This window comes from Pseudomonas sp. SJZ131 (genome assembly GCF_007828705.1).
In the GTDB taxonomy this organism is placed as follows: Bacteria; Pseudomonadota; Gammaproteobacteria; order Pseudomonadales; family Pseudomonadaceae; genus Aquipseudomonas; species Aquipseudomonas prosekii.
The window spans coordinates 237445-257842 of record NZ_VIVC01000007.1; the positions used below are offsets into that span (position 1 = coordinate 237445).

Annotated in this window: 20 protein-coding genes; 14 read left to right on the forward strand and 6 right to left on the reverse strand. The window is 58.8% G+C overall.

All coding sequences use genetic code 11. The annotated features are described in order from the left end of the window. Positions 1-4: 4 nt before the first annotated feature. Positions 5-493, reverse strand: a complete 489-nt coding sequence (locus FBY12_RS26500; RefSeq protein ID WP_092277798.1) for a DUF3015 domain-containing protein — start codon at positions 491-493, stop codon at positions 5-7. 278 nt (positions 494-771) lie between these two features. Between FBY12_RS26500 and FBY12_RS26505 the strand changes: the two genes are divergently transcribed. Together FBY12_RS26505 and FBY12_RS26510 are read left to right on the forward strand one after the other, a co-directional pair. Next, positions 772-3210 (forward strand): Lon protease family protein, encoded by a 2439-nt coding sequence (locus FBY12_RS26505; protein WP_121732783.1) that lies wholly within the window; start codon positions 772-774, stop codon positions 3208-3210. A 324-nt stretch (positions 3211-3534) separates the two neighbouring features. Further along, the gene (locus tag FBY12_RS26510) at positions 3535-3876 is read left to right on the forward strand and encodes a hypothetical protein (RefSeq protein ID WP_145257314.1); all 342 of its coding nucleotides are present in this window, start codon (positions 3535-3537) and stop codon (positions 3874-3876) included. Between the two features lie 11 nt (positions 3877-3887). Here the strand turns inward: FBY12_RS26510 and FBY12_RS26515 are convergent, their stop codons facing one another. Then, complete coding sequence (locus FBY12_RS26515) at positions 3888-5717, reverse strand: hypothetical protein (protein WP_145257316.1); 1830 nt, start codon at positions 5715-5717, stop codon at positions 3888-3890. 171 nt (positions 5718-5888) lie between these two features. On the opposite strand from FBY12_RS26515, the gene FBY12_RS26520 reads away from it, so the two are divergent. The 3 genes from FBY12_RS26520 (at position 5889) to FBY12_RS26530 (ending at position 7660) form a co-directional block, all read left to right on the forward strand. After that, positions 5889-6377, forward strand: a complete 489-nt coding sequence (locus tag FBY12_RS26520) for a TIGR00645 family protein (protein ID WP_092277806.1) — start codon at positions 5889-5891, stop codon at positions 6375-6377. 231 nt (positions 6378-6608) lie between these two features. Beyond that, complete coding sequence (locus FBY12_RS26525; RefSeq protein WP_121732781.1) at positions 6609-6920, forward strand: DUF6482 family protein; 312 nt, start codon at positions 6609-6611, stop codon at positions 6918-6920. A gap of 122 nt (positions 6921-7042) precedes the next feature. Next, a complete protein-coding gene (locus FBY12_RS26530) occupies positions 7043-7660 on the forward strand; it encodes an FKBP-type peptidyl-prolyl cis-trans isomerase (RefSeq protein ID WP_054051384.1) in 618 nt (205 codons plus the stop codon). Positions 7661-7780: 120 nt separating this feature from the next. On the opposite strand, the gene FBY12_RS26535 is transcribed toward FBY12_RS26530, so the two are convergent. The 3 genes from FBY12_RS26535 to FBY12_RS26545 all read right to left on the reverse strand — a co-directional run bounded on the left by FBY12_RS26535 (position 7781) and on the right by FBY12_RS26545 (position 9729). Beyond that, complete coding sequence (locus FBY12_RS26535) at positions 7781-8038, reverse strand: hypothetical protein (protein ID WP_092277812.1); 258 nt, start codon at positions 8036-8038, stop codon at positions 7781-7783. Between the two features lie 204 nt (positions 8039-8242). Next, positions 8243-8584: a zinc ribbon domain-containing protein YjdM gene (locus tag FBY12_RS26540; RefSeq protein WP_145257320.1), complete on the reverse strand. Its 342-nt coding sequence runs from the start codon at positions 8582-8584 to the stop codon at positions 8243-8245. Positions 8585-8760: 176 nt separating this feature from the next. Further along, positions 8761-9729 carry a polyprenyl synthetase family protein gene (locus FBY12_RS26545; RefSeq protein WP_092277814.1) on the reverse strand — a complete coding sequence of 323 codons (969 nt, stop codon included), beginning with the start codon at positions 9727-9729 and terminating at the stop codon, positions 8761-8763. Positions 9730-9969: 240 nt separating this feature from the next. Here FBY12_RS26545 and rplU point away from each other — a divergent pair, with 240 nt between their 5' ends. The 5 genes from rplU to FBY12_RS26570 all read left to right on the forward strand — a co-directional run bounded on the left by rplU (position 9970) and on the right by FBY12_RS26570 (position 13724). Further along, complete coding sequence (gene rplU / locus FBY12_RS26550; RefSeq protein WP_003176051.1) at positions 9970-10284, forward strand: 50S ribosomal protein L21; 315 nt, start codon at positions 9970-9972, stop codon at positions 10282-10284. 33 nt (positions 10285-10317) lie between these two features. Beyond that, positions 10318-10575 carry a 50S ribosomal protein L27 gene (gene rpmA, locus FBY12_RS26555; protein WP_003176049.1) on the forward strand — a complete coding sequence of 86 codons (258 nt, stop codon included), beginning with the start codon at positions 10318-10320 and terminating at the stop codon, positions 10573-10575. Positions 10576-10768: 193 nt separating this feature from the next. Further along, on the forward strand, positions 10769-11992 hold the full coding sequence (gene cgtA / locus FBY12_RS26560; RefSeq protein ID WP_101208652.1) for an Obg family GTPase CgtA: 1224 nt from the start codon (positions 10769-10771) through the stop codon (positions 11990-11992). A 137-nt stretch (positions 11993-12129) separates the two neighbouring features. Continuing rightward, positions 12130-13248, forward strand: a complete 1119-nt coding sequence (gene proB / locus FBY12_RS26565; RefSeq protein ID WP_109503353.1) for a glutamate 5-kinase — start codon at positions 12130-12132, stop codon at positions 13246-13248. Positions 13249-13259: 11 nt separating this feature from the next. After that, entirely contained in the window at positions 13260-13724 is a 465-nt protein-coding gene (locus tag FBY12_RS26570; protein ID WP_145257322.1) for a CreA family protein, read from the forward strand. Positions 13725-13910: 186 nt separating this feature from the next. Here the strand turns inward: FBY12_RS26570 and rpsT are convergent, their stop codons facing one another. After that, positions 13911-14189 carry a 30S ribosomal protein S20 gene (gene rpsT / locus FBY12_RS26575; protein WP_008154937.1) on the reverse strand — a complete coding sequence of 93 codons (279 nt, stop codon included), beginning with the start codon at positions 14187-14189 and terminating at the stop codon, positions 13911-13913. Positions 14190-14441: 252 nt separating this feature from the next. Between rpsT and murJ the strand changes: the two genes are divergently transcribed. From murJ to lspA, 4 genes are all read left to right on the forward strand, one after another. Next, entirely contained in the window at positions 14442-15980 is a 1539-nt protein-coding gene (murJ, locus tag FBY12_RS26585) for a murein biosynthesis integral membrane protein MurJ (RefSeq protein ID WP_145257325.1), read from the forward strand. Positions 15981-16109: 129 nt separating this feature from the next. Then, positions 16110-17060, forward strand: a complete 951-nt coding sequence (gene ribF / locus FBY12_RS26590; RefSeq protein ID WP_145257328.1) for a bifunctional riboflavin kinase/FAD synthetase — start codon at positions 16110-16112, stop codon at positions 17058-17060. Then, on the forward strand, positions 17061-19892 hold the full coding sequence (gene ileS, locus FBY12_RS26595) for an isoleucine--tRNA ligase (protein ID WP_121757341.1): 2832 nt from the start codon (positions 17061-17063) through the stop codon (positions 19890-19892). Next, on the forward strand, positions 19885-20397 hold the full coding sequence (lspA, locus tag FBY12_RS26600; RefSeq protein WP_109503352.1) for a signal peptidase II: 513 nt from the start codon (positions 19885-19887) through the stop codon (positions 20395-20397). Before ileS ends, lspA begins: the two co-directional genes overlap by 8 nt. Position 20398 lies beyond the last annotated feature (1 nt).

Genomic DNA, 20398 nt, shown 5'->3' on the forward strand with positions numbered 1-20398 from the left:
GAGCTTATGCTTGAGTGGCGTACTTGGCCAGACGAGGATCGCTCTTCAGGATAGCCAGAGTGTTGGTATGCACGTCGTCCGCGGTCACGTCAGCCTTGCTGAAGATCTGCTGGAAGTGCTCGTGAGTCACAGCGGCGAAATGCGCACGGTCTTCCGGCGCCACGCCCAGTACCACGGCGTAAGTAGTCAGCGCTTCGCCCTGACCTTTAGCCATGTCTTCGGACAGCTCGTTCATCATGCCATTCATGGCAATCCAGGATTTGCCGCCATAGGTCAGCGACGCGTTGGTGGAGCAACCGTTGGTACCGGAAGTCATACCAAATGTTGCGTTACCGGACGTGCCGTTAGTGGTGGATGCGAGGAAGTGAGCCGGGGTGCCGCGCTGTCCTTCGAACAGCATGTTGCCCCAACCACAATCCGGGCCGCCTGGCGCCTGAGCCATGGCATTGAGGGAAACAACGGTGAAGAGAGTACCGAGAAGAATCCGTTTCATAGCTTTGTTCTCTTTATGTGCATACCAATGGACAAGGGGTTTGGCGCCTTGCGACGCCAGTGAGCCGGTTATTAGTTCCAGCCGCGCAATTTGGAGTTTAGGCACGTTCCAAGGGTTCCGTGATTTTTTACAGAACATTCGCTGTAAAACAAAGTTTTACCCCCGCCCCGCGTCGGCATGGCGGTTTGTCTATGCTTTGGCTTGAGGCGCGCCTTGCCAGTCGGGTATGGGCAGCGCCAGAATGCCGCTATCTGCCCCGCCTGATGTAAGGAAGCCCGATGCCTGATCCTGTTGCTGCCAGCTTGCGTCTAGCGCCCGAAGCGCTGACCCGTCCGTTTTCCGCTGAACAGTTCAGCTTCTCTACCACCAATGAATTGGAGCCCTTCCGCGGTGTGCTTGGCCAGGAACGTGCGGTCGAAGCCTTGCAGTTCGGTGTGGCCATGCCACGCCCCGGTTACAACGTGTTTGTCATGGGCGAGCCCGGCACCGGCCGGTTTTCGTTCGTCAAACGCTACCTCAAAGCCGAGGGCAAACGCCTGCAGACCCCGGCCGATTGGGTCTACGTCAATAATTTCGATGAACCGCGCGAGCCGCGTGCACTGGAGCTGCCATCGGGCACCGCCGGGGCATTTATCGGCGACATCAACGCTTTGATCGACAACTTGCTGGCGACTTTTCCAGCGGTGTTCGAGCACCCGTCCTACCAGCAAAAGAAAAGTGCCATCGACCGCGCCTTCAATCAGCGCTACGACAAGGCCCTGGACATCATCGAGCGCCTGGCGCTGGAGAAGGAAGTCGCGCTGTACCGCGACGCCAGCAATATCGCGTTCACGCCGATGAGCGAGGGCAAAGCGCTGGACGAAGCGGAATTCGCGCAACTGCCGGAAGCCGATCGCGAGCGTTTTCACGACGACATTTCCGGTCTCGAAGAACGCCTCAACGAAGAACTCGCGAGCCTGCCGCAATGGAAACGCGAGTCGAGCAATCAGCTGCGCCAGCTCAACGAAGAAACCATCACTTTGGCTTTGCAGCCGTTGCTGGCACCGTTGTCGGAGAAGTACGCCGAGAACGCGGCAGTTTGCGGTTACTTGCAAGCGATGCAGGTTTACCTGTTGAAAACCGTGGTCGAGCAACTGGTCGACGACAGCAAGACTGACGCGGTCGCGCGCAAAATGCTCGAAGAGCAATACGCGCCAAGCCTGGTGGTCGGGCATTCCGCCAGCGGCGGTGCGCCGGTGGTGTTCGAGCCGCACCCGACCTACGAAAACCTGTTCGGGCGCATCGAATACAGCACCGATCAAGGCGCGTTGTACACGACCTATCGGCAGTTGCGTCCAGGTGCGTTGCATCGCGCCAATGGCGGTTTCCTGATCCTTGAAGCGGAAAAAATGCTCAGCGAGCCGTTCGTGTGGGACGCGCTGAAGCGCGCCCTGCAATCGCGCAAACTGAAAATGGAATCGCCGCTTGGTGAACTCGGTCGTCTGGCCACGGTGACGCTGACCCCGCAACACATTCCGTTGCAGGTCAAAGTCATCATCATCGGCGCGCGGCAGCTGTACTACACGCTGCAAGACCTCGATCCGGACTTTCAGGAAATGTTTCGCGTGCTCGTCGACTTCGACGAAGACATTCCGATGGTCGACGAAAGCCTGGAGCAGTTCGCCCAGTTGCTGAAAACTCGCACCTCTGAGGAAGGCATGGCGCCGCTGACGGCGGATGCGGTGGCGCGTCTGGCGACTTACAGCGCGCGGCTGGCCGAGCATCAGGGCCGTTTGTCGGCGCGTATCGGCGATCTGTTTCAACTGGTCAGCGAGGCGGATTTCATTCGTCACCTGGCGGGCGATGAAATGACCGATGCCGGGCACATCGAGCGTGCGCTCAAAGCCAAGGCAACCCGTACCGGACGCGTTTCGGCGCGGATTCTCGACGACATGATGGCCGGGATCATCCTGATCGACACCGATGGCGCAGCGGTCGGCAAGTGCAACGGGCTGACGGTGCTGGAGGTCGGTGATTCGGCATTCGGCGTGCCGGCGCGGATTTCCGCCACGGTGTATCCGGGCGGCAGCGGCATTGTCGACATCGAGCGTGAGGTCAACCTCGGTCAGCCGATTCACTCCAAAGGCGTGATGATCCTCACCGGTTATCTGGGCAGCCGTTATGCGCAGGAATTCCCGCTGGCGATTTCCGCGAGCATCGCGCTGGAGCAATCCTACGGTTACGTCGATGGCGACAGTGCGTCGCTGGGCGAGGCCTGCACGCTGATCTCGGCGTTGTCGAAGACGCCGCTCAAGCAGTGTTTCGCGATCACCGGCTCGATCAACCAGTTCGGCGAAGTGCAAGCGGTGGGTGGGGTCAACGAGAAGATCGAAGGCTTCTTCCGCCTCTGCGAAGCGCGCGGGCTGACCGGCGAGCAGGGCGCGATCATTCCTCAGGCCAACGTGGCAACGCTGATGCTCGATGAAAAAGTGCTGTCGGCCGTGCGCGCGGGGCAGTTCCATGTCTACGCCGTGCGTCAGGCCGATGAAGCGCTGAGCCTGTTGGTGGGCGAGCCGGCCGGTGAACCGGATGCCGATGGCCAATTCCCTGAGGGCAGCGTCAATGCGCGGGTGGTGGAACGCCTGCGAGCCATCGCGGAAATGATCAGCGAAGAAGACCTCAAGGAAGCCGAAAAGGAAATGGCCCTGGAAGCACTGGTCGAAGCCAAACCAGCCTGATTTGAGCCATGCCTCCTGTGGGAGCAAGGCTCGCCCGCGAAGGCTATCTGCCAACCGACATTGAGGTTGGCTGACACGCCGCCTTCGCGGGCAAGCCTCGCTCCTGCAGGTTTTTGTGCATTGGCAAAATCGACATTTCGCTGCGAGAGTGCCATCACGCTGGCGTCAATATTCACACAATGACCGCTCGGCGCCTTCTGGTCTCGCTTTGCTTGCGAAGCGAACTTTTCTTCTATTCTCAGCTCAAGGATAAGGACAGCAATCACAGGATCGAAACAGCCTTTTCACCGAGGCTGAATACCGGATCTACCGAGGGTCGCCGCCATGTCGCGCAACCTCTGCCTCACCCGTCAATGCCTGGGCCTAGTGACCCGTATCGAGTGCGCCATCCGCCCATTGGCGGGCGATACGGGCATGTGGACCTTACTCTTCGCTGCCGGAATGGCCGGTGAACAACCTTCGGCCATCAAGGCCCAAGGCCCGTTTCACGGCCCGTTCGCGGCTGAATCGATCCTCGACACCATCGTTGAAAGCCTGACGCTGCACGGCTACGAACTCGCCGACGACCCGCAAATCTGGTGCCTGCATTTGCAAGCCCAGTTACGGGAAATCAACGGCGGCCGTTGCCGCAGCCTGGGTGGTTTCGACACCCGACCCGATCATTAGCCCCGCCCGAATCACTGAACCGGGTTGGGCAGTTCGGTCTTGTCGAGTTTGACTTCAAACCCGTATTGCACGGTGGCGAGGTCGGTTCGCTGATAGCTTTCCAGTCGCGTCGGCTGGCCATAAAAGTAATGCACGCCAAACAGCGCCGGGCCTTCTGCGCTGGCGTTGTGGCTGACGGCGAGAATCTCTTTCAGGTAATTGCCGCTGTCGTCCCTGGCGTAGAAACGCCACTCATCAGCCGGAAACAGTTTCTGATCAACCACCAACGCATTGCCCTTGAGCTCCAGACCTTCGGGTAACTGTTTTGCGTCGAGGGTTTTCTTGTCGATTGTCGCCAGGAACATGGGCATCGAGCCGACCGCGTACGCCGGAGTTTCCGGAAACAGATTCAAATCGTAGGTAATGGTCCGGTGCAGCGGATCGACCTGATAAGCCTCCAGCGGCAACTCGATTGGCTCATCCCGTTTACCCCTGCCGTCCTCGGTGAAAAAACTCACCGGGCCGTCCACCGGTTTCAACGCGCTGCCGAGCATTTCTTCGTTGAAGCTGCGCGGGCGATCAAATTCGATCTGCGCCGCGCTCGTGTCGTCCACCGATTGGCTGATGCGCACGCTCTTCTTCAACTGTTCTTCGTCGAGCGTCGCGCCTTTGAGCCACGCCGGGGCCTGGTCGTCATACACCACCACTGGCAAATCCAATGGCTGAATGGTTTTGTCGGTGGTGTTTTGCTCGAAACGGCGCACTGGCAGGTTGAGATCCTTGCGCGTCACTGTGGCGCTGGAGAAATCCAGCACGCTGACCTCAAGCGTCTCGATCGGGCCGTTGAAATACACCTTGGAGTAATTGCGCTTCTGCTGCTTTTCGAAGGCGCGCTGATCGTCTTCCAGCTGTATTTCCAGCGAATCGCTCCAGGTTTTTTCCTGCTGCAACCTGGCCAGTTGTTTCTGATAAAACGCGATTTGCGCGGCGGTTTCATTGATCGAGCCCGAGCGCGACAGGAACTGCCCGGTGCTGTCGCGAGCCTGCACGATCAGCGGGTTGAGCGGCGTCTCGCTGACTTCGGCGGCCGTTGGCAGGCTGTTGGCGAACTCGATTTCGGCGTAATTCGGCTCCAGTTTCAGCAGCGTGACACTTAGGTTGTCGTTGCTGCGCGTCTGGCCGACATCCTTTTTCGTCAGGTCAAAACTGTAGAGCCGACGCGGCGCCACCACTTCAACCTTGCCTTGCAGACTCACCGGCTGCGGCTGTTGTTTGTTGTCGACATCCAGGCCGTCGATGAACGGGTAGGTGATGGTCAGATCTTCGGGGTTGGTCAGGTTCGAACTCGACGGGCTGAGCTGGATGCCGGGATCGGTTTCCGACCATTCCGGTTGAAAACCGATGACGCGTTTGTCGCTCAGGGTCACCGATTGCCATTCCAGGCCATTGGGGAACAGGAACGTGTCGGGAATGTTGAAGTTGAACGGGAACACCGGTTGCAGATCGGTCAGGTAGTCGGAGCTGGAATCTTTGTGCAACACAAACAAGCCGTTGATGTAGGTGTCGACCAGCGCCTGCGGAGTGGGGTAGTGCTTGAGCACTGCCAGCACGTCTTCGCTGTATTCGGTTTGCAGCGGCTTGGTGTCGAGTTTGAGTTGCGCGCGTTCGAGCAACAGCAGCGAGCCGCCCAGCTCGGCGATGGCGTTCTTGAGTTTCGGGTCTTGAATGGTATTCAGCGACGTTTCGAACTGTGCGGTTTTTTCGTCGAGGCTGACCTGGCGTTTTTCATCGCTGGGTGAGCAACCGCTGAGCAGCAACGCCAGGCACACGCCGGCACTCGTAAAAGGCAATCGCACATCCATTTCCTGTTTTTCCTGTCCGGTGTCACTGACTTGTGAATGGTTTGGACACTAGCAGAAAAGCTTTGTCACATATGCGCAGGTTACGGATTTATCGATGGTTTCCGCATGCTTCTGGGCACCGGCAGCGCGTTGTATACTCGCCGCCATTTTCCAGCCCTTGTGTGAGATCCGATGGAACGCTTTATCGAAAATGCAATGTACGCCTCCCGCTGGTTGCTCGCGCCGATCTACTTCGGCCTGTCGCTGGGCCTGCTGGCGCTGGCGCTGAAGTTTTTCCAGGAAGTTTTCCACGTTATCCCCAACGTCTTCTCGATGGCCGAATCGGACCTGATTCTGGTACTGCTGTCGCTGATCGACATGGCGCTGGTCGGCGGCCTGCTGGTGATGGTGATGATTTCCGGTTACGAGAACTTCGTCTCGCAACTGGACATCGACGAAGACAAAGAGAAGCTGCACTGGCTGGGGACCATGGACTCGTCCTCGCTGAAGATGAAAGTGGCGGCGTCGATCGTGGCGATCTCGTCGATCCACTTGCTGCGGATTTTCATGGACGCAAAAAACGTCGATCCCGAGCATTTGAAGTGGTACGTGATCATTCACATGACGTTCGTGGTCTCGGCGTTTGCGATGGGTTATCTGGATAAGTTGACCAAGCACTGATCACCTCCGGCCCTGCAGGAGCAAGGCTTGCCCGCGAAGGCGGTGTGTCTGTCACGATTTGTGTTGAATGTGACGACGGCTTCGCGGGCAAGCCTCGCTCCTACGGGTTGAGGTGAATCAGCAGGTTTCGGGAGGGGCGACCGGACCAGCGGTGCGGTTTGAGGGTTGTGCTTTTTCGTGTCGGGGCTTATCCCTGTGAGGTCCGGGTCCGCCATTGCTTGAGGTGCGTTGATGAACCTGCAAGAGCTGAATGCCTACGCCATCGCCGGCAAGGTCGATGAGCTGAACCTGATTTCGCTGGAAGGCGGGATTTACCTGCTGGAGGCGCGCATGCACGGCATGGCGTATCCGCTGGATGATCCGCATGGCAAGGCGTTTCATTTGCGTTCGGTCGAGCATGCCCGCGAAGTACTGCATGCGTTTCCCAAATTGCCGTTCAATCTGGTGCACACCTCGGTGCATGACGAGATGTGCGGGCTCGGCGCCAGTGCCGAAGAAAGCCTGAAAGTGCCGATTGCCTGGCGTTCTGCCTGGCAGGGCTGACGCGCGCTCATCCCTGACAGGGCATCTGTGCTAGTCTGCTCGCCCTTTTGGTTCCGGGCGCTCCGGGAATTGCTGTGCACGCACGGCATGTTCCAGGGCCGTCCGCACAGCGGAGCAGTGTCATGTCCGAAGTAAATCTGTCCACCGACGAAACCCGCGTCAGCTACGGCATCGGCCGTCAGTTGGGCGACCAACTGCGCGACAACCCGCCACCGGGCGTTAACCTCGACGCGATCCTGGCTGGCCTGACCGACGCATTCGCCGGCAAGCCGAGCCGTGTGGGTCAGGAAGAAATGTCCGCGAGCTTCAAAGTGATCCGCGAAATCATGCAAGCCGAAGCAGCGGCCAAAGCTGAAGCGGCTGCTGGCGAAGGCCTGGCTTTCCTGGCGGAAAACGCCAAGCGTGACGGCATCACTACCCTGGCTTCCGGCCTGCAATTTGAAGTGCTGACTCAGGGCGAAGGCGCCAAGCCGACCCGTGAAGATCAAGTGCGCACTCACTACCACGGCACCCTGATCGACGGCACTGTGTTCGACAGCTCCTACGAGCGCGGCCAGCCTGCAGAATTCCCGGTCGGCGGCGTGATCGCTGGCTGGACCGAAGCCCTGCAACTGATGAATGCCGGTAGCAAATGGCGTCTGTACGTGCCGAGCGAACTGGCTTACGGCGCTCAAGGCGTTGGCAGCATTCCGCCGCACAGCGTACTGGTGTTCGACGTCGAGCTGCTGGACGTTCTGTAATACCTTGATCTTGTAGGAGCGAAGCTTGCTCGCGAAAGCGGCGTGTCAGTCAACGATGATGTTGAATGTGATGGCCTCTTCGCGGGCAAGCCTTGCTCCTACAGGGTTTTGCAGGGTGTTTCATAATTCGATCTTGTGATTCAGATCGCCGTGCGGGCGCAATGCCCGGGCGTAGCAGAACAGAAACAGATTGCGCACCAGTTCCTTGAGCACCACCGGCTCGCTGGAACTCAAGCCGCTGACGTCCAGATCTCCCTGATCCTGCAGCTCGTTCAAGGCTTCCTCTTCAAGCACTGCGCAGACTTCCCCGGTTTCCCGATGCAGGATTCTGAGGTAAGGGTGTGGCCGGTCCAGCCAGGCATCGATCAAATAAGTCATGAGTTTCATCTCCATTGATTGGTTTCAATGAGAATAATTCTTATTCAATAAATAGCAAGGGACTATTGGCAGTTTGTGTTTTTTTCAGGGTAAAGGTTGTATCAGGTCAAAGTGACTGGCGTTTGGCTATTGCGAGGATGGCGAGCGAGGCTGGGGAGGACGAAGCACCATCCCACGCCGGACGCGGGATGGCAGACAGCAGAATCAGACTTTTCTGACGAACTCGGATTTGAGCTTCATCGGGCCGATGCCGTCGATCTTGCAGTCGATGTCGTGATCGCCATCGCACAAGCGGATGTTCTTGACCTTGGTGCCGACCTTGACCACCAGCGACGTGCCTTTGACCTTGAGGTCTTTGATCACGGTGATGGTGTCGCCGTCCTGCAGGACGTTGCCCACCGAATCCCTTTTCACGGCGTCATCGGACGCCACTTCAGCTTCGCCATTGGCGGACCACTCGTGGGCGCACTCCGGGCAGATCAGCTGTGCGCCGTCTTCGTAGGTGTATTCGGAATTGCATTTCGGGCAGGGTGGCAACGTGCTCACTAAGGCTCCTTGGAATGAGGATCGCTAAAAGTCGCACATTGTATAGGGTTTTAGTGGGGAGGGCAGCGTGTGACTTTGTAGGAGCGAGGCTTGCCCGCGAAGGCGGTGTGTCAGTCACATGATTGTTGACTGGCAGAATGCCTTTGCGGGCAAGCCTCGCTCCTACACAGGGCAGGTTAGTGCGTGCGGGCTACCGCGAACTCGCTCAGTTCCACCAGCGCATCGCGATATTCGCTGGCCGGCAGGGCGTCGAGGCACTTGATCGCGCGGGCCACGTAATCGCGGGCCAGTTGCGCGGTGTATTCCAGCGAACCGGACGCCTCAACGGCCTCGCGGATGCTTTCCAGGTCTTCGATGCCACCCTTCTGGATCGCCTGGCGTACCAGTGCGGCCTGTTCCGGGGTGCCTTCGCGCATGGTGTAGATCAGCGGCAGGGTCGGTTTGCCTTCGGCCAGATCGTCACCGACGTTCTTGCCCAGGGTTTCCGCGTCACCCTTGTAGTCCAGCAGGTCGTCGACCAGCTGGAAGGCTACGCCGAGGTGATCGCCAAAGGTGCGCAGCGCTTCGCTTTGCTCCGCAGTGGCTTCACACAGGGCCGCGGCGCTGTGGGTCGAGGCCTCGAACAGCATCGCGGTTTTGCCGCGGATGACTTCCATGTAGGTCTCTTCGGTGGTGCTGGCGTCGCGCACCTTCGACAACTGCAACACTTCGCCTTCAGCGATGATGCGCGTAGCTTGCGAAAGGATCTTCATCACCGGCATCGAGCCCAGTTCGACCATCATTTCGAAAGAACGCGAATACAGGAAGTCGCCGACCAGCACGCTTGGCGCGTTGCCCCACATGGCGTTGGCGGTCGAGCGGCCACGGCGCATGCCGGACATGTCGACGACGTCGTCATGCAGCAGGGTGGCGGTGTGCAGGAACTCGATTGTGGCGGCCAGCAGGCGCAAGTCATCGCCTTCGCGACCCAGAGCTTTGCCACACAGCAACACTAATAGAGGACGCAGGCGTTTACCGCCGGCCGAAGTAATGTAGTCGCCGATTTTCGATACCAGCGGCACTCGGGAAGTCAGCTGCTTCTTGATGATGCCGTCGACGGCGTTAAAATCGTCCGCCACCGCGCGGTAGAAAGCTTGGGGTTGCATCAGCGACAGTTGCTCCAGAAGGGTTGCGCGGCATGCTAGGACCCGCGTCCGGACCTGTCAAGGCGCGATGGACGGGCTCTTGCATCGCTCAAGCAGCTTGCGTACAATCGCGCACCCTGAACTTCCTGGGCAGCACCTGCCTTACGCAATTGCAATCGGGCCTTCCAGCCCAATGCAGCCATGCCAGCCAATACCTCTTCTTATAAAGAGCTGGGTGAGCAGGATTATCGGAGAAATACCATGTCGTACGCAGTAATTGTTACTGGTGGCAAGCAATACAAGGTCGCCCCAGGTGAATACCTGAAGATCGAAAAACTGGAAATCGCTACCGGCGAATCCGTTACTTTTGATCGCGTTCTGTTGGTCGCCAATGGCGATGACGTGAACATCGGCGCCCCGGTTGTTGCTGGCGCTACCGTTGTGGCTGAAGTGATCTCCCAAGGTCGTCACGATAAAGTCCGCATCATCAAGTTCCGTCGTCGTAAGCACCACATGAAGCGTATGGGCCACCGCCAGTGGTACACCGAGATCAAAATCACCGGTATTCAGGCTTAATTTCAGCCTAATCCTCACTAGGAGAATTGACTCATGGCACACAAAAAAGCTGGTGGTAGTACCCGTAACGGTCGCGACTCAGAAGCCAAACGCCTTGGCGTGAAGATGTATGGCGGCCAGAAGATCATTCCGGGCAACATCATCGTGCGTCAGCGCGGCACCCAATTCCACGCCGGTTACGGTGTTGGCATGGGTAAGGATCACACCCTCTTCGCGAAAATCGAAGGCGTGATCAAGTTTGAAGTAAAAGGCGCGTTCAACCGCCGTTACGTGAGCGTTGTCGCCGCTTAATTGCGCGATCGCTGGAAAAGCCCTGTCTCGCGACGGGGCTTTTTCGTTTATGGGGTGAGTCTCTTGCAAAGCTGTTTGTGATGGGCGAAAGCAGCTGGATTTGCAGTCGTGCTTGAGGTCGCTACGCTCATTTTTGCAAGAGTCTTATGTCTGGATTTTCTTGGCTCGTCCGTATGACGAGAGGCGTTTTGTTATGAAGTTTGTTGATGAAGTATCGATTCGAGTAAAGGCCGGTGACGGCGGCAACGGTTGCATGAGCTTCCGTCGCGAGAAATTTATTGAAAACGGCGGCCCTAACGGCGGCGACGGTGGTGATGGCGGTTCGGTGTACATGCTTGCCGACGAAAACCTCAACACCCTGGTTGACTACCGTTACACGCGTCACTTCGATGCCGAGCGCGGTTCCAACGGCGGCAGCACTGACTGCACCGGTAAAAAAGGTGAAGAGCTGGTGCTGCGCGTACCGGTCGGCACTACCGTGATCGACGCCGCCACTCAGGAAGTCATCGGCGACCTGACCAAGGCTGGCCAGCGTTTGCTGGTTGCGCATGGCGGCTGGCACGGTCTGGGCAATACCCGTTTCAAATCCAGTACCAACCGTGCTCCGCGCCAGACCACTCCGGGCAAACCGGGTGAGGCGCGTGATCTCAAGCTGGAAATGAAAGTCCTCGCCGACGTCGGTCTGCTGGGCTTGCCGAACGCTGGCAAAAGTACCTTCATCCGTTCGGTGTCGGCCGCCAAGCCGAAAGTCGCCGATTATCCGTTCACCACGCTGGTGCCGAACCTCGGTGTGGTCAGCGTCGATCGCTGGAAAAGCTTCGTCGTTGCGGACATTCCGGGTCTGATCGAAGGTGCTTCCGACGGCGCGGGCCTGGGGATTCGTTTCCTCAAGCACTTGTCGCGCACCCGTCTGCTGTTGCACCTCGTGGACATGGCGCCGCTCGACGACGCCAGCGCCCCGGATGCTGCCGAAGTGATCGTCAGCGAACTGACCAAGTTCAGCCCGTCTCTGGCTGAGCGTGATCGTTGGCTGGTGCTGAACAAATGCGACCAGATCCTCGAAGAAGAGCACGAAGAGCGCGTCAAGGAGATCGTTGATCGCCTGGAATGGACCGGTCCGGTCTACGTGATCTCGGCCATTTCCAAGCTCGGCACCGAGCGTCTGTGCCACGACATCATGCGTTACATGGAAGATCGTGCCGATCGCCTGGCCAATGACCCGGCGTACAAGGAAGAACTGGCCGACCTCGATCAGCGCATCGAAGACGAAGCTCGTGCCCAGTTGCAGGCCCTGGATGACCAGCGTGCCCTGCGCCGTAGCGGCGTGAAGTCGGTCCACGACATCGGCGACGATGATTGGGACGAAGAAGATGTGGATGACGAAGACGGTCCGGAAATCATTTACGTGCGTGACTGATTCGTTGCAGTAAACTTGAACGCCGCTCAATCGAGCGGCGTTTTAGTATCTGCAAATCGATAGTTGGTCACGAATAACCACGAATAACGTCACGGGCAGCGCTGGGTCGCGCTGTCCTCAAGCTAAGGTTGAAGATGATGCGGAGCAAGGTGACAGGTGCGCAGCGTTGGGTCGTGAAGATCGGCAGCGCTTTGCTGACGGCGGACGGCAAAGGCCTGGATCGCGCGGCAATGGGTGTCTGGGTTGAACAGATGGTGGCCTTGCATGAGGCGGGCGTCGAGTTGGTGCTGGTGTCCTCCGGGGCGGTGGCGGCCGGCATGAGCCGTCTGGGCTGGACCGTGCGACCCAGTGCAATGCACGAATTGCAGGCCGCTGCGGCAATCGGTCAGATGGGCCTGGTGCAGGCTTGGGAATCGAGCTTTGCCGAGCACGCCCGGCATACCGCGCAGATTCTCCTGACCCACGACGACCTGTCCGACCGCAAACGCTACCTTAACGCCCGCAGCACCCTGCGCGCGTTGGTCGAACTCAAGGTCATCCCGGTGATCAACGAGAACGACACCGTGGTCACCGACGAAATCCGTTTCGGCGACAACGACACGTTGGCGGCGCTGGTGGCGAATCTGGTCGAGGCTGACTTGCTGGTGATCCTCACCGACCGCGACGGCATGTTCGACGCCGATCCGCGCAATAACCCCGACGCCAGCCTGATTTACGAAGCGCGCGCCGATGATCCGGCGCTCGACGCGGTGGCGGGTGGCACCGGTGGTGCGTTGGGGCGTGGCGGCATGCAAACCAAATTGCGCGCCGCACGGCTGGCCGCGCGGTCCGGCGCGCACACCATCATCGTTGGTGGGCGGATCGAGCGTGTGCTTGATCGCTTGAAGGCTGGCGAGCGCATCGGCACTTTGCTGTCGCCGGAGCGCGGCATGCTCGCCGCGCGCAAGCAATGGCTGGCCGGGCATCTGCAAACGCGCGGCACGCTGGTACTCGATGCTGGCGCGGTGACGGCGTTGTCGCAAGGCAATAAAAGTTTGCTGCCGGTCGGCGTCAAACTGGTTCAAGGCAGTTTTCGACGTGGCGAGATGGTTGTTTGCGTGGCGCCCGACGGCCGAGAAATCGCCCGCGGCCTCGCCAATTACAGCGCGCTCGAAGCACAAAAAATCATTGGTCAGTCGTCTGAAGCGATTGTCGGTCTGTTGGGTTACATGGCTGAACCGGAACTGGTTCACCGCGATAACCTGATCCTGGTCTGAAGGAATATTGAATGCGCGTAGCAAAAGGGTTGTTGGGTTTGCTGTTGGCGGTGCCGTTGCTGGCGTCGGCAGAAGAGATTGCCCAAGTGTCGACGGTGTTCAAATTCGTCGGCCCGAATGATCGGATCGTCGTCGAAGCGTTTGATGATCCCAAAGTAGAAGGCGTGACTTGCTACCTGTCGCGCGCCAAGACTGGTGGCGTGAAGGGTGGTTTGGGTCTGGCGGAGGATCGTGCCGAGGCGTCGCTGGCCTGTCGTCAGGTCGGGCCGATCAGCTTTAAAGGCGATCTGAAGGATGGCGATGAGGTGTTCAAGGAGCGCACATCGCTGGTGTTCAAGTCGATGCAGGTCGTGCGTTTCCTCGACAAGAAGCGCAATACGCTGGTGTATCTGGTGTACAGCGATCGTCTGATCGAAGGCAGCCCGCAGAATGCGGTAACGGCGATTCCAATCCTGCCGTGGCCGCACGCGCAATAAGTCATACGTAGAACCAAATGTGGGAGCGAGCTTGCTCGCGATGACTGACTAACATTCAACATCTCTGTTGGCTGAAAGTCCGCTATCGCGAGCAGGCTCGCTCCTACATTTTTTTTGTGTTGAATTTGCCAAATCGCAGGCAATAAAAAACCGACCCTGAGGTCGGTTTTTCAACAAGCTTATCGCTTAAGCGGCAACAGCAAGGTTCAGAGCCTTGACGTGACCGTTCAGGCGGCTCTTATGACGAGCAGCCTTGTTCTTGTGGATGATGCCTTTATCGGCCATACGGTCGATAACTGGCACGGCCAGAACGTAAGCAGCTTGAGCTTTTTCAGCGTCTTTTGCGTCGATGGCTTTAACTACATTCTTGATGTAGGTACGAACCATGGAACGCAGGCTGGCGTTGTGGCTGCGACGCTTCTCAGCCTGTTTTGCACGTTTTTTGGCGGAAGGTGTGTTGGCCACCGTCGAGCTCCTCGAAAGACTTTTTAGGAAATAGCAAACAAAATAGGCCGCGAATCATGCCGATGAGTTGATGTCTTGTCAAGGGCGGTTGAGACGTTCCGCTAAGTGGTAGGTATAAAGAGGCGGGATATTTATTTCCGGCGCTTGACCTGTAAACTCGCGAGCTTTGGCTCTGTGCTGCTGCGGCGCGGAGTATCGCATAAGTAGGCGCTTTGTTCGCCTGCTGTTTATCGACAGGCACAAACTCTTTCAATGAATCTGCTCAAATCGTTGGCCGCCGTCAGCTCTATCACGATGCTTTCCCGGGTTCTGGGGTTCGTTCGTGACACTCTCATCGCGCGTACATTTGGGGCGGGGATGGCGACGGACGCCTTCTTTATCGCCTTCAAACTGCCCAATCTGCTGCGGCGGATCTTTGCCGAAGGCGCATTTTCCCAGGCCTTCGTGCCGATTCTTGCCGAATACAAGAGCCAGAAGGGCGAAGAGGCGACGCGAACCTTCGTTGCTTACGTCTCTGGCCTGCTGACGCTGGTCCTGGCGCTGGTGACCGCGTTGGGTATGCTCGCCGCGCCTTGGGTCATCTGGGCGACCGCGCCGGGTTTCACCGATACCCCGGAAAAATTCCAGCTCACGTCCGATCTGCTGCGCGTGACCTTCCCCTATATATTGCTGATTTCCCTGTCTTCATTGGCCGGGGCAATCCTCAATACCTACAACCGCTTCTCGGTGCCGGCGTTCGTGCCGACCCTGCTGAACGTCAGCATGATCATCTTTTCGGTGTTCCTGACGCCGTATTTCGATCCGCCGGTCATGGCGTTGGGCTGGGCAGTACTGGTCGGTGGCCTGGCGCAGTTGCTCTATCAGCTGCCGCACCTGAAAAAGATCGGCATGCTGGTATTGCCGCGCCTGAACCTGCGTGACAGCGGCGTCTGGCGCGTGCTGAAACAAATGCTGCCGGCGATCCTTGGGGTTTCCGTCAGCCAGATTTCGCTGATCATCAACACGATTTTCGCCTCGTTTCTGGTGGCCGGCTCGGTGTCGTGGATGTATTACGCCGATCGCCTGATGGAGTTGCCGTCCGGCGTGCTGGGCGTGGCCCTGGGCACCATTCTGCTGCCGACGCTGGCCAAGACTTACGCCAGCAAGGACCGCCAGGAATATTCGCGCATCCTCGATTGGGGCCTGCGCCTGTGCTTTGTGCTGGTGCTGCCATGCTCACTGGCGCTGGCGATTCTGGCCGAACCGCTGACCGTTTCGCTGTTCCAGTACGGCGCGTTCAGCAGCTTTGATGCATCGATGACCCAGCGCGCACTGATCGCTTATTCGGTCGGTTTGCTCGGAATCATCGTGATCAAGGTGCTGGCCCCGGGCTTCTATGCGCAACAAAACATCCGCACGCCGGTGAAAATCGCGATATTCACACTGATCGTGACGCAACTGTTCAACCTGGTCTTGATCGGCCCGCTGGCCCACGCCGGGCTGGCGCTGGCCATCAGCATTGGCGCCTGCATCAACGCCGGGCTGCTGTTCTATCAACTGCGCAAACAGCAGATGTACCAGCCGCAACCGGGCTGGGCAAAGTTTGGACTCAAACTGGTGATTGCTGTGTTGGTGATGTCCGCGGTATTGCTGTGCGGCATGCATTTCATGCCGGCGTGGGAGCAGGGGCACATGCTTGAGCGCTTCCTGCGCCTGGGCGCGTTGGTGGCGGCTGGCGTGGTCGCCTATTTCGGCATGCTGCTGTTGATGGGTTTCCGTTTGCGCGACTTCAATCGCAAGGCGTTGAGCTGAGGCGTTCGCCGCGATAGACACGGGCGGGCCGGCAGTTTTGTCGGCTCGATCACTTTGGGTTACGGTGTTGCCTGTCGTCGGCCGCCGGGTGTGGTTATAATCGACCACTTTATGAGCAAGAAGCGCGTTATGCAGCTGGTTCGAGGCCTCCACAATCTGCGCCCCCAGCATCGGGGCTGTGTCGCCACTATTGGCAACTTTGACGGTGTTCACCGTGGTCACCAGGCAATCCTGGTCAGGCTGCGTGAACGTGCGCTCGAGTTGGGCGTGCCCAGCTGCGTGGTGATTTTCGAGCCACAGCCGCGGGAATTTTTTGCCCCCGACACCGCTCCGGCGCGTCTGGCGCGCTTGCGCGACAAACTTCAATTGCTCGCCGATGAAGGCGTTGACCGGGTCTTGTGCCTGGCCTTCAATCAGCGGCTGAGCAAACTCAGCGCCAGCGAATTCGTCGATACGATTTTGGTCGACGGCCTGGGCGTGCAGCATCTGGAGGTCGGTGACGACTTCCGTTTCGGCTGTGATCGGATAGGCGATTTCGATTTCCTGCAGCAGGCCGGCGTAATGCAGGGCTTTACCGTGGAAGCGGCGCAAACCGTCGAGCTCGACGGTATTCGCGTCAGCAGCACGCAAGTGCGTAATGCCCTGGCCGCTGCCGATTTTGCCCTCGCCGAACGTTTGCTCGGCCGTCCGTACCGGATCGCCGGGCGTGTGTTGCACGGCCAGAAACTGGCGCGGCAACTGGGTACGCCCACCGCCAACATCCAACTCAAGCGTCGTCGCGTGCCGTTGTCCGGGGTTTATCTGGTCAGCGTTGATATCGACGGCAAGCGTTGGCCCGGCGTCGCCAATATCGGCGTGCGGCCAACGGTCCAGGGTGATGGCAAGGCCCACCTCGAAGTACATCTTTTAGATTTTGCCGGCGATCTATATGACCGGCGTTTGACGGTGGTTTTCCACCAAAAGCTGCGTGAAGAGCAGCGTTTCGCCTCTCTGGAGGCGCTTAAGACGGCGATCAATGCGGATGTCGCCGCCGCCCGTGCCCTGTCGCACCTAGCGCCAATCGCTAATGAAGAGCCTTAAATGACCGACTATAAAGCCACGCTAAACCTTCCGGACACCGCCTTCCCAATGAAGGCCGGCCTGCCACAGCGCGAACCGCAGATCCTGCAGCGCTGGGACAGTATTGGCCTGTACGGTAAGTTGCGCGAAATTGGCAAGGATCGTCCGAAGTTCGTCCTGCACGACGGCCCTCCGTACGCCAACGGCACGATTCACATCGGTCACGCACTGAACAAGATTCTCAAGGACATGATCATTCGCTCGAAGACCCTGTCGGGTTTCGACGCGCCTTATGTTCCGGGCTGGGACTGCCATGGCCTGCCGATCGAGCACAAAGTCGAAGTGACCCACGGCAAGAACCTGGGCGCGGACAAAACCCGCGAACTGTGCCGTGCCTACGCCACCGAGCAGATCGAAGGGCAGAAATCCGAATTCATCCGTCTCGGCGTGTTGGGCGACTTCGCCAACCCGTACAAGACCATGGACTTCAAAAATGAGGCCGGTGAAATCCGCGCCTTGGCCGAAATCGTCAAGGGCGGTTTCGTCTTCAAGGGCCTGAAGCCGGTGAACTGGTGCTTCGATTGCGGTTCGGCGCTAGCTGAAGCGGAAGTCGAGTACGAGAACAAAAAGTCCTCGACCATCGACGTTGCGTTCCCGATTGCCGACGAGGGCAAACTGGCGACTGCGTTCGGTCTGTCGTCGCTGGCCAAACCGGCTTCGATCGTGATCTGGACCACCACCCCGTGGACCATCCCGGCCAACCAGGCGCTGAACGTTCATCCGGAATTCAACTACGCGCTGGTCGATGTCGGCGACAAACTGCTGGTATTGGCTGAAGAACTGGTCGAGTCGTGCCTGGTTCGCTACAACCTGCAAGGCTCGGTCATCGCGACCACCACCGGTAAAGAACTCGAACTGATCAACTTCCGTCACCCGTTCTACGATCGCCTGTCGCCGGTTTACCTGGCTGACTACGTCGAACTGGGCGCTGGCACTGGCGTGGTTCACTCCGCGCCAGCCTATGGCGTGGACGACTTCGTGACCTGCAAGAAATACGGCATGGTCAACGACGACATCATCAACCCGGTGCAAAGCAATGGCGTGTACGTACCGTCGCTGGAGTTTTTTGGCGGCCAGTTCATCTGGAAAGCCAACCCGGCGATCGTAGACAAACTGACCGAAGTCGGTGCGCTACTGCACACCACCGTCATCGAACACAGCTACATGCACTGCTGGCGTCACAAGACTCCGCTGATCTATCGCGCCACCGCGCAGTGGTTCATCGGCATGGACAAAGAGCCTGCAACCGGCGAAACCCTGCGCAAACGCGCGATCAAAGCCATCGAAGAAACCAAGTTCGTCCCGGCCTGGGGCCAGGCGCGCCTGCACTCGATGATCGCCAACCGTCCGGACTGGTGCATCTCGCGTCAACGCAACTGGGGCGTGCCGATCCCGTTTTTCCTCAACAAGGAAAGCGGCGAGCTACACCCACGCACCGCTGAACTGATGGAAGAAGTGGCCAAGCGCGTCGAAGTCGAAGGCATCGAAGCCTGGTTCAAAATGGACGCAGCCGAGTTGCTCGGCGACGAAGCGCCGCTGTACGACAAGATCAGCGACACCCTCGACGTCTGGTTCGATTCGGGCACCACGCACTGGCACGTCCTGCGCGGTTCACACCCGATGGGCCACGACAGCGGCCCGCGCGCCGACCTGTATCTGGAAGGCTCGGACCAACACCGTGGCTGGTTCCACTCGTCGTTGCTGACCGGTTGCGCCATCGACAACCACGCGCCTTACCGCGAACTGCTGACTCACGGCTTCACCGTCGATGAGTCCGGGCGCAAGATGTCCAAGTCGCTGGGCAACGTGATTGCGCCGCAAAAGGTCAACGACACGCTGGGCGCCGACATCATGCGTCTGTGGGTGGCGTCCACCGATTACTCGGGTGAAATGGCGGTTTCCGAGCAGATCCTGCAACGCAGTGCGGACGCCTACCGGCGGATCCGTAACACCGCGCGTTTCCTGCTCTCGAACCTGACCGGTTTCAACCCGGCCACCGACATCCTCCCGGCCGAAGACATGCTGGCACTGGATCGTTGGGCCGTGGACCGTACCCTGCTGCTGCAACGCGAGTTGCAAGAGCATTACGGCGAATACCGCTTCTGGAACGTCTACTCGAAGATCCACAATTTCTGCGTGCAGGAATTGGGCGGTTTCTACCTCGACATTATCAAGGACCGTCAGTACACCACTGGCGCCAACAGCAAGGCGCGCCGCTCGGCGCAAACCGCGCTGTACCACATCAGTGAAGCGCTGGTGCGCTGGATCGCGCCGATCCTCGCGTTCACCGCTGACGAACTGTGGCAATACCTGCCGGGCGAGCGCAACGAATCGGTGATGCTCAACACCTGGTACGAAGGCCTGAGCGAACTGCCGGACAACGTTGAACTGGGCCGCGCCTACTGGGAGCGGATCATGGCGGTGAAGGTCGCTGTGAACAAAGAAATGGAAATCCAGCGCGCGGCCAAGGCTGTCGGTGGCAACCTGCAAGCCGAAGTGACGCTGTTCGCCGAAGAGGCGCTGAGCGCCGACCTGGCCAAGCTGAGCAACGAGTTGCGCTTCGTTCTGATCACTTCGACTGCCAGCGTCGCTCCATTCGTTCAGGCTCCGGCCGATGCGGTGGTGACCGAAGTCAGCGGTTTGAAGCTGAAAATCGTCAAGTCCGCCTTCGCCAAGTGCGCCCGTTGCTGGCACTGCCGTGAAGACGTCGGCGTGAACCCGGAGCATCCGGAAATCTGCGGTCGTTGCGTCGACAACATCAGCGGCGCCGGCGAGGTACGTCACTATGCCTAACGCGGCTGGCCGTTTCGGACGGCTGAGCTGGCTCTGGTTGAGCTTGCTGGTTCTGGTCATTGATCAGGCCAGCAAGTTTTACTTTGAAGGCAAGCTCGAAATGTTCCAGCAGATCGTGGTGATCCCCGATCTGTTCAGCTGGACGCTGGCCTACAACACTGGCGCGGCGTTCAGCTTTCTGGCCGACAGTTCCGGTTGGCAGCGCTGGTTGTTTGCGCTGATCGCAATTGTTGTCAGTGCGGTGCTGGTGGTCTGGCTCAAGCGCCTCGGGCGCAACGAAACCTGGCTGGCCATCGCCTTGGCGCTGGTGCTGGGTGGCGCGCTGGGCAATCTGTATGACCGCATTGCCCTGGGCCATGTGATCGATTTCATTCTGGTGCATTGGCAGAACCAGTGGCACTTCCCGGCGTTCAACTTCGCCGACAGTGCGATTACGGTGGGTGCTGTAATGCTGGCACTGGATATGTTCAAAAGTAAGAAAACCGGAGAAGCCGTTCATGACTGAA